Consider the following 12514-nt stretch of genomic DNA (forward strand, 5'->3'; position numbering starts at 1 on the left):
GACGACCTCGCCCCGGTCGGGCCCACGACCCGCGTCCTCCCCCGGCCCCCGGCGGGACGGGTCAGCCCCGCTGCCACGGCCGCCAACCGCGCCGGACCAGGGCCAGCCACACGTCGCGGTACTGACCGGCCCGGTGCAGCTGGCCGCGCCAGTCCGAGCCGCTGACCCGGTGCTGCAGCTCGCACGGCACCTCGAGCACGGTGAGGCCGGCGCGCAGGACGTCGACGGTCAGGGCGGTCTCGACCCCCCAGCCCCGGGCCAGCGGCGCGGCGGCGTCGTAGGCGGCCGGCGAGAGGCAGCGCATGCCCGAGAGGGGTTGCACCGCACGGAAACCCGTGAGGGACTCGATGCCCCGGCGGGACAGCCCGACCACCAGCCCCGACCGCCGCCGGCGGTGATCTGCGCCGGGAGGGTCGCGATGGTCATCGCGGCCGAGCCGTCGAGCACGGCCTCGGTGAGGACCCCGAGGTTGGCCGCCGTCGCCTCGAGGTCGCCGTCGACGAAGAGCAGGGCGGCGCGCCACGCCTCGGAGGGGTCGGCCACGGCCTCGGCCGCCTCGAGCTCGCGGACCCGCCGGACGCCCGTCTCGAGGGCCGCGGCCTTCCCGCGGTTGCGCTCGTGGCGCACGACCTCGGCGCCCGCGGCCCGGGCGGCGTCGGCGGTGCCGTCGGAGCTGCCGTCGTCGACGACGACGACCCGGCCGACCGAGGGCAGGGCCGCCACGGCCGCCACCGTCGCCGCGATGCGCTCCGCCTCGTCCTTGCACGGGACGACGGCGGCCACGCGCGCGGCGAGCGCGCTCATCAGCGGAGGGTGACCTGACGGCTCAGCAGTCCCGAGCGGGCGCGGCGCTCGTCGGCGGTGAGCGCGGTGTCGACCTCGAGGGCCGCCCGGTACCGCTCGCCCCAGGCGGCGAGCTCGTCCTCGTGCGCCGACGCCTCGAGCTCGGGGTCGAGGTCCCAGACCGGCACGAGCAGGCCGCAGGTGCGGAAGGCGCCGAGCAGCCGCTGGCCCTCGCCGAGGCCGTCGGTGCCGGCGGCGTGCAGCCGGGCCAGCGCGTCGGTGGCGGCGTCCTCGTCGTCGGGGAGCACGAGGCGGATGTGGGCCCGCTCGCCGATGCGCACCCAGTAGGCCGACGGCAGGGCACTCATCGCGGTGGTCGGCACGACGCTCTCGTTGGCGCGCTCGAGCGAGGCCGCGGCGTCGCCCTCGAGCTCCTGGTCCTCGACCCAGAAGTCGAAGCCCTCGTGGACGGTGACCTCGAAGCCGGAGTCCTCGGCGAGGACGTCCTGCAGGCGCGGGCTGTCGGCGGTGACCTGCTCGGTGCTGGTGACGGGGTGGCCCTGCTCGGCGGCGAGCCCGGCGAGCAGCTGGCCGGCGAGGTCGCGCGAGGCGTCACCGCTGGAGTTGCCGGACTGGGTGCCGATGAGGACGGTGCCGTCGGTGCGGTGCAGCGCGGGCCACGCGAGCGGCAGCACGGTGGCGACGGTGACGGTGGAGGGGGCGCCGTCCGGGACGTGCTCGGGGCGCACGGTGACGACGGCGGTCGCGGCGGGCAGGATCTCGCGCATCGCGACCCAGTCGGTCTCGTGCGGGAGGCCGGCGAACGGCCTCGGCTCGAAGGGCGCGGGCTTCGGCCGCGCGGCCCTCGGGGTGCGGTCGGTGCCGCGCTGACGTCGCGATGCCTTGCCCATGCGCGCCACCCTAGGGGACGGGGGTCAGGTGGCGCGGCGGCGGCTCGGACCGCCGAGGGTGGCCCACACGACGTTGCCGGTGCGGTCCTCGGTGACGCCCCACTCGTGGGCCATCGACCGGACGATGCGCAGCCCGCGGCCGCTGGAGAGCCAGACGGTGCGCGGGGCGGGCTTCGGCACGGTGGCGCCGCCGCCGTCGGTGACCTCGACCTCGACGACGTCGCCGCGGATCTTCCAGCGCACGCGGATCGTGCCGTCGGAGAGCGGGCGGGCGTGGCGCACCGCGTTGGTCAGCAGCTCGGAGGCGACGATCTCGGCCTCGCCGACGAGGTCCTCGGGCAGGTCGCGCGCGGAGAGGTCGGTGACGATCTCGTGGCGCACGCGGCCGACCGAGGAGGGGTCGGCGGGGACCCGCACGGTGCAGATGATGCTGTCGGCGCCGGGCCCGGAGGACTCGCCGACGTCGAGGTCGTCGTCGTCGTCCACGTCCACCGAGAGCGCGCCGGGCTCCGGCGAGGAGGCGTCGTCCGAGGTCACGGGGCCAAACTACCGCGTGGCCCTCATCCGGTCGACGGCCACCCCGGGCCGGTTCGTGATGATGACCTGGACGCCCAGCTCGCGGCACAGGTCCATGTCGGCCTCGTCGTCGACCGTCCAGACGTAGACCGCGTGGCCCTGGCGGTGGAAGCGCTCGACGACCTTCGGCTTCTTGCGCACGATCCGCACGTCGAGCCCGACGGCCCCGATGCCCTTGGGCAGGGAGCCGTCGATGGCGATGGCCGGAACGATCCCCTCGACGAGGTGGACGAGCGGGACGGCCGGCGAGAGCTTGTGCACGCGCTGGAGGGCCCTCGCGGAGAACGACATCACCCGGATGCGCGGGCGCCCGGGCTGGTCGCCGCGGTCGAGGTCGAAGTGGCGCAGCAGCTGGACGAGGGTCTTCTCGACGTCGTCGCCGTGGCGCGTCGGGTGCTTGGTCTCGATGAGGGTCAGCGTCTCCTCGCCCGTGGCGACGAGGGTGTCGAGCAGCCGGCGCAGGGTCAGCAGGTGGCCGCGCTCGGGGTCGGCCTCGGGGGTCTCGGACTCACCGGGACCGACCTTCCACGAGGCCCAGTCGAGCTCCTCGAGCCGGGCGAGCTCGAGGGTGGAGACGACGCCGGCGCCGTTGGAGGTGCGGTTGACCCGTCGGTCGTGGACGCAGACGAGGTGGTGGTCGGCGGTGAGCCGGACGTCGCACTCGACGCCGTCCGCGCCGTGCACGAAGGCCTTCCGGTAGGCCCGGAGGGTGTGCTCGGGCTCCTCGTCGCTCGCCCCGCGGTGGGCGACGACCATCGGGCGGACCACCGGCCTGGACGGGACGCTCACGGCGCACCATCCTGCCGCACCACGGGGGCGTGGCCGACGCCGACCGCGCCAACACGCCGGGTCGGCCGGGGGAAGGCGACCGTTCGGTCGACGGACGGTCGGCGGACGGGTGGGTGGTGGGGGTCCAGCGAGGGCGGGACTCACGGATCCGGGCGCCCTACCGTTGGACCATCGTGAGCCTCCCGCCCTTCCAGCACCTCGTCGACGCGCACTGGCGCGACGTCGCCCGCCTCGCCCACGGCCTCGTCGGCCCGGTGCACGCCGACGACGTGGCCCAGCAGGCCTGGACCCAGGCCCTCGCGGCCTACCCGCGGCTCACCCACGCCCGCAACCTGCGCTCGTGGCTCCTGACGATCACCCACCGCTGCGCGATGGACCACCACCGCACCGCCCGGCGGACCAGCCCGCACGACGACCCGTCCTCGCTCGCCGGGGCACCCGTCGTCGTGCCGCCGGACCTGCCGGACGGCGACCTGTGGCGCCGCGTCGCGGCCCTGCCCGAGCGCCAGCGCGACGCCGTCCTGCTGCGGTTCGTCGGCGACCTCGACCACCGGTCGGTCGCGGCGGCGCTCGGCACCTCACCCGGGATGAGCCGCCGCCTCGTCAGCGACGCGATGGCCACCCTGCGACTCGACCTCACCGACCCGGAGGACCCCCGATGACCGACCCCTTCGCCGCCTTCGCCCCCACGCTGGCCGGCCCGCCGCGGCTGGAGCCCACCGACGTCTCGTACGTCGTCGACGACACCGTCGTCGGCCGGATGCTCCTCGCCGTCCGCGACGACGGCCGGGTGCTGGCCACCGCCTACGCACCCGACGCCGAGGCCGAGGACCGCTGGCTGACCCGCATCGCCGGGAGCGTCAGCCCCCGCGTGCTGCGCCATCCGGCCCCGACCGACGCCGTCCGGCGGGCCCTCGAGGCCTACCTCGCGGGCCGGGCGCGGCGGGTCGAGGTCGAGACCGACCTGGCCCTGGCCTCGGACTTCCAGCGCGAGGTGCTCACCGGGCTCGCGGCCTCGGTGGGCTACGGCGAGCGCACGACGTACGCGGTGCTGGCCCGCGCGGTGGGCCACCCCGGGGCGGCCCGGGCGGTCGGCACCGCGCTCGGCCACAACCCGCTGTGCGTCACGCTGCCCTGCCACCGGGTCCTTCCGGCGTCCGGAGGGGTCGGCGGCTACGCGGGAGGCCCGGCGGCCAAGGAGCACCTCCTCGCCCTCGAGTCCCGCCCCTGACCCCCCTGAGCCCACTCATTGCGCAGAACCCACGGTCCGGGCCCCCGGAGGCTCCCCGGCGGTGGGTTTTGTGCAATGAGTCGGGATGGGCGGGGAGCCCGCGCTCAGCCGACCACCTGGTGCAAGCGCACCCCGTGGTCGGCCGCGATGAGCTCGGCGGCCTTCTCGCCGATCATGATCGCCGCGGCGTTGGTGTTGCCGCTGACCACGTTCGGCATGACGCTCGCGTCGGCGACCCGCAGCCCGGAGACGCCGTGCACCCGCAGCCTCGGGTCGACGACCTCACCCATCCGGCAGGTCGACGTCTCGTGGTAGACGGTGAGCGCGTAGTGGCGGGCCATGTCCTCGAGCAGCTCGTCGCTGGGCGCCGTGCCGGCCTCGTGGCCGTGGGCCGCCGCCAGGTGCGGCGGGATGACCGGGTCGCCGAGACCGCCGCCGGGCCAGGCCGCGGCGATCTCGAGCGCGCGACGGATCACCGCGACCATGACGACGACGTCGTGCGGGTCGTCGAAGTAGTTGAGGTCGATGCGCGGGGCCACCGCCGGGTCGGCGCTCGCGAGGGTGACCGACCCCTCGGAGTGGGGCTGCACGGGGTTGGGCAGGAGCACGACCTGTCCCTTGGTGGGGTCGAGGAACGCGACGGGGTCCTCGAAGAAGGCCGCGGGCGGCAGGCGGAACACGCCCTCCCAGATGTCCGGGGTGTAGCCGCAGGCCAGGAAGCCGATCTGGGCGTCGTGGGTGTGCTCGTCACCGAGGCCGGTGGAGTAGAACGCCACCGCGTCGTAGCGCGAGGACGACGCCAGGCCGCGGCCCGTCGTGAACCACTCGCCGAGGCGGCGCTCGGCCTCGGCCTTGGCCGCCGCGAGCGGCTCGGGGAGGTCGACGTCGTCCGCGGGGTCGGCGGGCAGCGGCCCGGCGGGGGCCCGCAGGGCGTCGGGCCCCAGGGACATCGCGATCTCGACCATCGTCTCGCCGATGCCGTCGGCGGCGAACATGATCGGCGTGTGCAGGTGGTCCTTGAGGTGCTGTCCGACATCGGGCAGGTCGACGACGCACTCCACGCCGACCTCGGCGAGCGCGTCGCGGGCGCCGACCCCCGAGAGCATGAGCACGTGCGGTGACCCGATCGCCCCGGCGCACAGCACGACCTCGGTGCCGGCAGAGACCTCGTGCGTCACCCCGTCCTCGGTGCAATAGCGCACCCCGGTGGCGTGCACGGCATCCGCCTGCGCGTCGAGCAGGATGCGCTCGACGAGGGCGCCCGTGACGACGGTGAGGTTCTCGCGCTCCATCGCCGGCTCGAGGTAGGCGTGGTAGGTCGAGCTCCGCTTGCCGTCTTTGGTGAAGGTCTGGAACAGGGAGGCGACACCCTGCGGCTCGAGGCGGTCGCGGCCGTTGTAGTCGCCCTGCTTCAGGCCCGTGGCGCCGGCGGCCTCGACGAACTGCGTGGCCGCCGGGAGCACCGGCTCGCGCACGGAGATCCCCACCGGGCCGTCGGTGCCGTGGGCCTCGAGATCGGGGTGCAGCTCGGTGCTGTGCACGAAGCCCTCGGCCTTGAGGAAGTAGGGCAGCACCTCGGCGTAGGACCAGCCGGTGGCCCCTCCGGCCGCCCACGCGTCGAAGTCGCCGGGGTGGCCGCGCACGTAGGCCATGTAGTTGATGCCCGAGCTGCCGCCGAGCATCTTGCCGCGCGGCACCATCATCGAGCCGCCGACGAGGCCCTTGCCCACACCGCCCGGGTCACCGGTGAACATCCAGTCGGTGCTCGGGTCGTTCTGCAGGTTGGCCACCGCGGCCGGCATGAGCTCGGCCGGTGGAGGCGCGCCCCCGGCCTCCAGCAGGCAGACCCGCACCGCGGGGTCCTCGCTCAGCCGGGTGGCGACGACGGCGCCCGCGGACCCCGCCCCCACGATCACGTAGTCGTACGTCGAGCCCATGGGTCCCACCTCGTCGTGGATGCCTCGCCGAGCGGCGCGGCCGGTGCCGCTCACGCAACCACACACCGGGGTCGGCGACAAGAGGTGTCGAGTCCTGTGCCCTGACGACCTCCTGGCCGAAGCGCGGGGTCAGTGGAAGCCGTGGCGGGCGAGGGGGTGCAGCAGCTCGCGCTCCTCGTAGGCCAGGTGCGACAGGAGGGTGTCGGTGAGCAGGTCCACGACGTGCCGCAGCCGCTCCAGCGCCCCGGGCTCCTCGGACACCAGCGCGACGAGTGCCCGGTCGACCTCGTCGAGGACGTCGTGGATGACCTCGTGCTCCTCCTCGAGGCGGGCGATGACCGGTGCCGCGTCGGGGTCGGTCCAGCGCAGGTGCGGGAAGATCGCCTGGTCCTCGAGCGTGTGGTGCCCGGTGACGATGCGGCAGTACGACTCGCAGTAGGCGCCGAGCGTCCACTGGTTCTGGCGCATCGTCATCGCGTTGACGGCCGACCGCGCGTCGCCGACGGCCAGCATGCCGCGGGCCACCTGGTCGACGACGTCGCGCACCTGGGCCAGCTCGGAGCGCAGGTGGTCGTGCACCTCGGCGAGGTGGCGCGGCCCGGCGAGCTGGGCCGGCGAGTACCCCGCCTGCTCCTGCGCCTCCGGCCCGACCGGGTAGCGCGGGCGCGACGCCTCGTCCCACGGCAGCTCGCCGGTCAGCCGGGTGCCGTCGTCCGGGGTGGGGACGACGACGGATGACGGCATGGGGCGCGGGTCGGGCTGCGCGGCAGCGGCATCCGCGACGACCACCACCTCGCCGGCCCCACCACCACCCGGTGCCCGCCGCTCGCGCTCGACCGCGACGAGCTCGCGCAGCGCCGGACCGACCTCCTGCGCCCACGCCTGCACGACGCCGGGGTCGTCGGTGCCGAGGACGAAGGTCGACATCCCCTGCTCGAGGGTCAGCGTGGCGAGCTGCTCGGCCCAGTCGGACGGCCGCCCGACGAGCCCGCTGCCCCCGGGCCGTCCCGGGAAGACGTTGTAGAGCCGGCGGACGTCCTCGGGCGCCCGCCCGGCGGCCACCGCGGCCTCGTCGATCGTCGCGTTCATCGGCCCGAGCGCGTCGGGGTCGGCGTAGCCCATGCTCGGCAGCCAGCCGTCGGCGAGCCGGCCGGTGACGCGCAGCATCCGCGGCTTGTAGGCGCCCAGCCAGATGCCGACCCGGTGCGCCGGAGCCGGACCGGCGTGCAGGCCGTGGACGCGGTGGTGCGTGCCGTCGACCCGCACCGTGCCCTCGCCGGCCCACATCGCGCGGAGGACGGCGACGGCCTCCTCGAGCGCGTCGACCGACTCGCCGGGCGTCAGCCGCGGACCGCCCGCGGCGACGATGGGATCCCAGAAGGCACCGGCGCCCAGCCCGAGCTCGACCCGTCCACCGCTCAGGAGGTCGAGCGAGGCCACGGCCTGGGCGAGCACCGCGGGCGGGCGCAGCGGCAGGTTGGCGACGTTCGGCGCGACCCGCACCGCCGTCGTGCGCGCGGCGATGACCGACAGCAGCGTCCAGGCGTCGAGGTGGCGCGCCTGGTACGGGTGGTCCTGCACGGTGACGAGGTCGAGCCCGAGCACGTCGGCCAGCTGGGCCAGCTCGAGGACCCGGTCGGGGGCGGCGGCGTCCGGCGTCGGGAAGATGCCGAGCTCGACCTCGTGCCCGTAGTCGGTCACGAGCCGGCGCCCGGCACCGCGTCCCCGCCGCGCTCCCGGGGCCCGTCCGGCTGGTCCGGCTCGCGCGCCGGCAGCCGGCCCTCGCCCGCGTAGCCGCCGAGCAGCTCGGCCATCGCGAGGTGCGGACGGGCCTCGGCGGGCCGGCCCTGGCGCTGGAGGGTGCGCCCGAGCAGGAGGTTGGCGTACGCCTCGTCGGGGTCGTCGACGAGGATCGCGCGGGTCACCCGCTCGGCCCGGCCCAGCTGGGCGGAGTGGAAGTACGAGCGCGCCAGCAGCAGCCGCAGCTCGGTGGTGCCGTGCAGCGGCGGCTCGAGGGCGCTGGCGTCGACGAGCGCGCTCAGCTCGGTGGCGGCCTCTCGGTACTCCCCGTGCTCGAAGAGCCCGCGGGCCCGCTGGTAGCGCTCGGCCATACCGATCTCGGGGGTGGTCATGCGGGGCAGAACGCCCCCGGTGCACGCCGTGTTCCGGGACACGGTCGCGGGCCGGTCCCCCACGGGGTGGTGTGCACGAGGCAGGATCGGAGGCGTGTCCGTCCCCCCCACCGCGTCCCCGGACCACGAGCCGCCGGTCGGGCGACCGCACCGGCTCGCGGACTCCGCGCGCGCCGTCGGGCGCGGGGGCGCCGCCTCGGCGAAGGCCGTCGGGCGCGGCGGCGCGGCCTCGGCCCGTGCGGTCGGGCGCGGGGGCCGGGCGGCCGGGCGGCGCTTCCGGAGGTTCGCCGCCGCCGACGGGGCCGCCGACACGGGGCTGGCCCGGCTCACCGAGCTGCACGCCGTCAACGTGGCCGGCGACGCCGCCGTCACCGTCTCGCTCGCCGGCACCGTCTTCGCGATGCCCACCGACGAGGCCCGCGGACGGGTGGCGCTCTTCCTCCTCCTGACGATGGCGCCCTTCCTCCTCCTCGCGCCGCTCATCGGGCCGCTGCTCGACCGGTTCCGGCACGGGCGGCGGTGGGCCCTCGGCACGACCCTCGCCACCCGCGGGTTCCTCGCGTGGGTGCTCGCCTCGGCAGTCCTCGAGGACAGCGTCTGGCTGTTCCCGGCGGCGCTCGGCTGCCTCGTCGCCTCGCGGTCCTACGCCGTGGCCCGCGCGGCGGCCGTCCCGCGCCTGCTCCCCGCGGACATCGGTCTCGTGAGCGCGAACTCGCGCCTCAACATCGCCGGCATCGTCGGGATGGTCCTCGGCGGCGGGGTCGCCGGCGCCGCCTCGCGGATCGGCCCGGACTGGTCGCTGCGGGTCGCCTTCGCCATCTTCGTCGCGGCCACCGTGCTCGCCATCCGCCTGCCCGCCCGGGTGGACTCGTCGGTGGGGGAGGTCGACGTCGACGGCACCCCGCGGGCCAGGAGCCGCTCGACGACCCCGAGCGGGGCGTCCGGCGGATGCGGGCCCTGCCGGTCACCGTCCGCTACGTCCTCTGGCTCACGACCGGGGCCCGCCTGCTCTCGGGGTTCCTCACCCTCTTCCTCACCTTCCTCATGCGCGAGCACCCGCTGCCCGGCGTCAGCGGCCCGCTCGTCCTCGGGGTGGCCGCGGGGGCGGCCGGGGTCGGCAACGCGCTCGGGTCCGTCGTCGGCAACCGCAAGGACACCCCGGCGCCCGAGGCGATGGCGACGGTCATCGCGCTGATCTCGGTGGCGGCGGCCCTCGTCACGGCCCTCTTCTACTCGCTGTGGGCCCTGGCCCTGCTCGGCCTGGCCGCGGGGTCTACGGCCAGCTCGCCAAGCTGTGCCTCGACGCCCTCGTCCAGCGCGACGTCGCCGACCTCGTGCGGGCCCGGGTCTTCTCCTGGTCCGAGACGATCCTCCAGGCCTTCTGGGTGGTCGGCGGCACGATGGGCATCCTCATCCCGCTCGAGCCGACGCTCGGCTTCTCGGTCGTCACGGTCGTCGTCGTCCTCGCGGTGCTCGTCGCCGTCCGGTCGCGGCGGACCCGCCCGCGGCCGCCCGCCCCGGCCGTCTGAGCGTGGCCACCACCTCCGGGCCGCTCCGGGTCCGGCTCGTCGCCGCGCTCCTCGCCCTCGTGCTCGGCGCCGGGCTCGTCGTGCTCCTGCTCGGCGGCGACCTCCACGCAGTGCGCCGGGCCGTGGCCGGCACCGGCGCCTGGGGTCCCCTCGTCTTCGTCGTGCTGCACGTCCTCGTCACCCTGGTGCCGGTGCCGAAGAACCTCCTCGCCGGCATCGCCGGGGCGTTGTTCGGGCTCGGCGCCGGTGTCGCGCTGGCGTGGGTCGCGGCCGTGCTCAGCGCCGTGGTCACGTTCGAGCTGGCCCGTCGTCTCGGGCACGAGGCGGTCGCGGCGATGACGGGCCCGCGCGTCGAGCGGGTCCGCCGGGTGCTGCTCGAGCAGGGCGTGCTCGCCGTCCTCATCGCGCGGCTGACCCCGCTCGTGCCCTTCACGGTCGTCGGCTACGGGGCCGGGGTCAGCCCGGTGTCCCGGCGCGACCACCTCGTCGGCACAGCGGTCGGCGTGCTGCCGGGGACGGTGGCGTACGTCGCCGTCGGCGCCTCGGCCGGTCAGGACGCGCGGACCATCGTCCTGGCCGGTGGGGTCGGGGCCCTCCTCCTCGTCGCCACCGGCATCGTCACACGGCGGCTGCGGCGGCGCTGACTCAGCCCTCGTCGACCCAGTGGTTGTCGTGGGCGGCCATGAACTCGTCGTACCGCTCGCGCGACCACTCGTCGGTGCCGGCGGCCAGCCCCTCGAAGTACGGCTCGCGCGGTGCGCCGGGGCGAAGTGCAGGAGCATCTCGGCGGCGCCGTCCTCGTTGCGGAAGCCGTGCAGCCCGCCGGGTGGGACGTGCACGAAGTCGCCCGAGCCGGCGCGCACCCACTCGCGGCCGTCGTAGATGCGCACCGTGCCCTCGAGGACGTAGAACGACTCGCTGATCGTGCGGTGGAAGTGCGGACCGGGGCCGCTGGGCGGGCCGGCGAAGGACCACCGGTAGAGGCCGAAGAGGCCGCCGGTGGACTCGCCGGTCGCGACGTGGTGGACGCGGTTCCCGTTGGGGTAGACGAGATCCGGCTCGCGGTCACCCGGGGTGACCCAGGCCGAGGCCTCGCCCTCGACGCCGTCGTAGAGGACCGGGGGGTAGCTCATCCCCCGACGGTAGCCATGCCCGGGGCGGCGGGCGGCCCGGACGTGCGCGCCCTCCCGGGCACCAGGAGGGCTTCCTGGTGGCTCTGTGGGGGCAGGCACCCCCTCCCGGCCGCCAGGGAGGCTTCCTGGCTGCGGGATCGGGGACGGCTACGCCTCCTCGCGGGTGCGTGCCGCCCGGGCCACGAGGAAGAGCACCGAGCCCACCGCGACGTAGCCGGCGCTGATCAGCCAGGTCTCCGCAGGCTTTGTTGGGTGAGCAGCGCGACGCTCGCCACGAGCGCCAGGACCGAGACGATGCGCGGGCAGCGGAAGTGACGGTGCTCGACGCGGTCCTTCTTGAGCACGAGCACCGACACGTTCGCCGAGATGAAGACGAGGACGAGCAGCAGCACGGTCGTGTCGGCGAGGGTGCCGACGTCACCGACGAAGCTCATGCCCATGGTCACCGCACCGATGACGAGGATGGCCACCCACGGAGTGCGGCGCTTGGGCGCGACGGTGCCGAACACGCTCGGCAGCAGGCCGGCCTCGGCGAGGCCGTACGTCGCGCGGCTGGCCATGACCATGAACAGGAGGGCGCCGTTGCCGATGGCGACCAGGGCGATCGACGCGAACAGCCACGACGGGAAGGACACCCCGGAGGCGTTGATGACCTCGAGGAGCGGGCCCTCGGAGCTCGCCAGCTGGTCGAGCGGCACGACGAGGACGGCACCGAGCGCGATGAGCATGTAGATGACGCCGGCGGTCAGCAGGGCCCCGAACAGCGCCCGCGGGTAGGCCTTGCTCGGGTTCTGGACCTCCTCGGCCATGTTCGCCGCGGCCTCGAAGCCGAGGAAGGAGAAGAAGGCGGTGACGGTGGCGGCGAACGCGCCGTTCAGCGGCGTGATCCCGTCGGCGAAGGTCGTCAGCTGCCCCGGGTCGCTCTCGCCCCGACCGACCACCACGGCCGCGACGACGATGATGATGACGAGCCCGGTCATCTCGACGACCGTCGCCCCGACGTTGGCCGCCAGGGACTCCCGCACCCCGCGCAGGTTCACCGCGACGAGGAGCGCGACGAAGGCCAGGGTCACGGGGACCGCGGGGACGTCGACGAGCTCCTGGAGGTAGTCACCGGCGAACGCGTTGGCCAGCGCCGCCGAGGTCGTGATGCCCGAGGAGAGCATGAGGAAGCCGATGACGAAGGTGACGAAGGGCGTGTCGAAGGCTCGCTCGGCGAAGCGGGCGGCCCCTCCGGCGTGCGGGTACTTGGTGATGAGCTCGGCATAGGTGCCGGCGGTGAGGACGGCCAGCACCAGCGCGAGCGACAGCGGCAACCAGATGGCACCGCCCACGTCGTTGGCCATGCTCCCGACCAGCGTGTAGATGCCGGCGCCGAGGGTGTCGCCGACGATGAAGAAGAAGAGCAGCAGCGGCGTGATCCCCCGCTTGAGCCTGGTCTCGGTCTCGCCGGTCTCGGTCACTGTCGCAGCCATCCGGGCACCCTGCCACGC

At 75.1% G+C, this 12514-nt stretch carries 15 protein-coding genes and 1 pseudogene; 5 read left to right on the forward strand and 11 right to left on the reverse strand.

Annotated elements, in window-relative coordinates; all coding sequences use genetic code 11:
* Positions 1-61: 61 nt before the first annotated feature.
* Genes G7075_RS23040 through G7075_RS15840 form a run of 5 tightly spaced genes read right to left on the reverse strand, consistent with a single transcriptional unit; the run spans position 62 to position 3059 of the window.
* Complete coding sequence (locus tag G7075_RS23040; protein ID WP_371814094.1) at positions 62-304, reverse strand: hypothetical protein; 243 nt, start codon at positions 302-304, stop codon at positions 62-64.
* Positions 229-804 carry a glycosyltransferase gene (locus G7075_RS15825; protein ID WP_371814095.1) on the reverse strand — a complete coding sequence of 192 codons (576 nt, stop codon included), beginning with the start codon at positions 802-804 and terminating at the stop codon, positions 229-231. Before G7075_RS15825 ends, G7075_RS23040 begins: the two co-directional genes overlap by 76 nt.
* A complete protein-coding gene (locus G7075_RS15830) occupies positions 804-1694 on the reverse strand; it encodes a DUF5926 family protein (RefSeq protein WP_166123267.1) in 891 nt (296 codons plus the stop codon). Before G7075_RS15830 ends, G7075_RS15825 begins: the two co-directional genes overlap by 1 nt.
* A gap of 24 nt (positions 1695-1718) precedes the next feature.
* Positions 1719-2231 (reverse strand): ATP-binding protein, encoded by a 513-nt coding sequence (locus tag G7075_RS15835; RefSeq protein ID WP_371814096.1) that lies wholly within the window; start codon positions 2229-2231, stop codon positions 1719-1721.
* A gap of 9 nt (positions 2232-2240) precedes the next feature.
* Positions 2241-3059 (reverse strand): glycerophosphodiester phosphodiesterase family protein, encoded by an 819-nt coding sequence (locus G7075_RS15840; RefSeq protein ID WP_240917675.1) that lies wholly within the window; start codon positions 3057-3059, stop codon positions 2241-2243.
* A 173-nt stretch (positions 3060-3232) separates the two neighbouring features.
* Between G7075_RS15840 and G7075_RS15845 the strand changes: the two genes are divergently transcribed.
* On the forward strand, positions 3233-3721 hold the full coding sequence (locus G7075_RS15845) for an RNA polymerase sigma factor (protein WP_166123269.1): 489 nt from the start codon (positions 3233-3235) through the stop codon (positions 3719-3721).
* On the forward strand, positions 3718-4290 hold the full coding sequence (locus G7075_RS15850; RefSeq protein ID WP_166123271.1) for a methylated-DNA--[protein]-cysteine S-methyltransferase: 573 nt from the start codon (positions 3718-3720) through the stop codon (positions 4288-4290). The genes G7075_RS15845 and G7075_RS15850 overlap by 4 nt, the downstream gene beginning before the upstream one ends.
* Before the next feature lie 104 nt (positions 4291-4394).
* Here G7075_RS15850 and G7075_RS15855 read toward each other — a convergent pair whose 3' ends face one another.
* The 3 genes from G7075_RS15855 to G7075_RS15865 form a co-directional block, all read right to left on the reverse strand.
* Positions 4395-6227, reverse strand: coding sequence for a GMC family oxidoreductase (locus G7075_RS15855; RefSeq protein WP_166123273.1), 1833 nt, complete (start codon positions 6225-6227; stop codon positions 4395-4397).
* A gap of 129 nt (positions 6228-6356) precedes the next feature.
* Positions 6357-7928: an LLM class flavin-dependent oxidoreductase gene (locus G7075_RS15860; RefSeq protein ID WP_166123275.1), complete on the reverse strand. Its 1572-nt coding sequence runs from the start codon at positions 7926-7928 to the stop codon at positions 6357-6359.
* Positions 7925-8359: a tetratricopeptide repeat protein gene (locus G7075_RS15865; protein ID WP_166123277.1), complete on the reverse strand. Its 435-nt coding sequence runs from the start codon at positions 8357-8359 to the stop codon at positions 7925-7927. Before G7075_RS15865 ends, G7075_RS15860 begins: the two co-directional genes overlap by 4 nt.
* Before the next feature lie 94 nt (positions 8360-8453).
* Between G7075_RS15865 and G7075_RS15870 the strand changes: the two genes are divergently transcribed.
* The 3 genes from G7075_RS15870 to G7075_RS15875 are packed head-to-tail and all read left to right on the forward strand — an operon-like array spanning position 8454 to position 10532.
* Positions 8454-9554 (forward strand): hypothetical protein, encoded by a 1101-nt coding sequence (locus G7075_RS15870; protein WP_205860533.1) that lies wholly within the window; start codon positions 8454-8456, stop codon positions 9552-9554.
* Positions 9555-9597: 43 nt separating this feature from the next.
* A complete protein-coding gene (locus G7075_RS20390; RefSeq protein ID WP_205860534.1) occupies positions 9598-9888 on the forward strand; it encodes a hypothetical protein in 291 nt (96 codons plus the stop codon).
* Between the two features lie 2 nt (positions 9889-9890).
* Positions 9891-10532: a TVP38/TMEM64 family protein gene (locus G7075_RS15875; protein ID WP_166123279.1), complete on the forward strand. Its 642-nt coding sequence runs from the start codon at positions 9891-9893 to the stop codon at positions 10530-10532.
* A 1-nt stretch (position 10533) separates the two neighbouring features.
* On the opposite strand, the gene G7075_RS21535 is transcribed toward G7075_RS15875, so the two are convergent.
* The 3 genes and pseudogenes from G7075_RS21535 to G7075_RS15885 all read right to left on the reverse strand — a co-directional run bounded on the left by G7075_RS21535 (position 10534) and on the right by G7075_RS15885 (position 12496).
* Positions 10534-10755 carry a hypothetical protein gene (locus tag G7075_RS21535; protein ID WP_240917676.1) on the reverse strand — a complete coding sequence of 74 codons (222 nt, stop codon included), beginning with the start codon at positions 10753-10755 and terminating at the stop codon, positions 10534-10536.
* Positions 10707-11021 (reverse strand): annotated as a pseudogene (locus G7075_RS15880) (cupin domain-containing protein); the annotation flags it as partial. The pseudogene G7075_RS15880 and the gene G7075_RS21535, both read right to left, overlap by 49 nt.
* A 224-nt stretch (positions 11022-11245) precedes the next feature.
* Positions 11246-12496, reverse strand: coding sequence for an APC family permease (locus G7075_RS15885; RefSeq protein WP_371814097.1), 1251 nt, complete (start codon positions 12494-12496; stop codon positions 11246-11248).
* Positions 12497-12514: the final 18 nt, after the last annotated feature.

This window comes from Phycicoccus sp. HDW14, from assembly GCF_011383005.1.
Taxonomy (GTDB): Bacteria; Actinomycetota; Actinomycetes; order Actinomycetales; family Dermatophilaceae; genus Phycicoccus.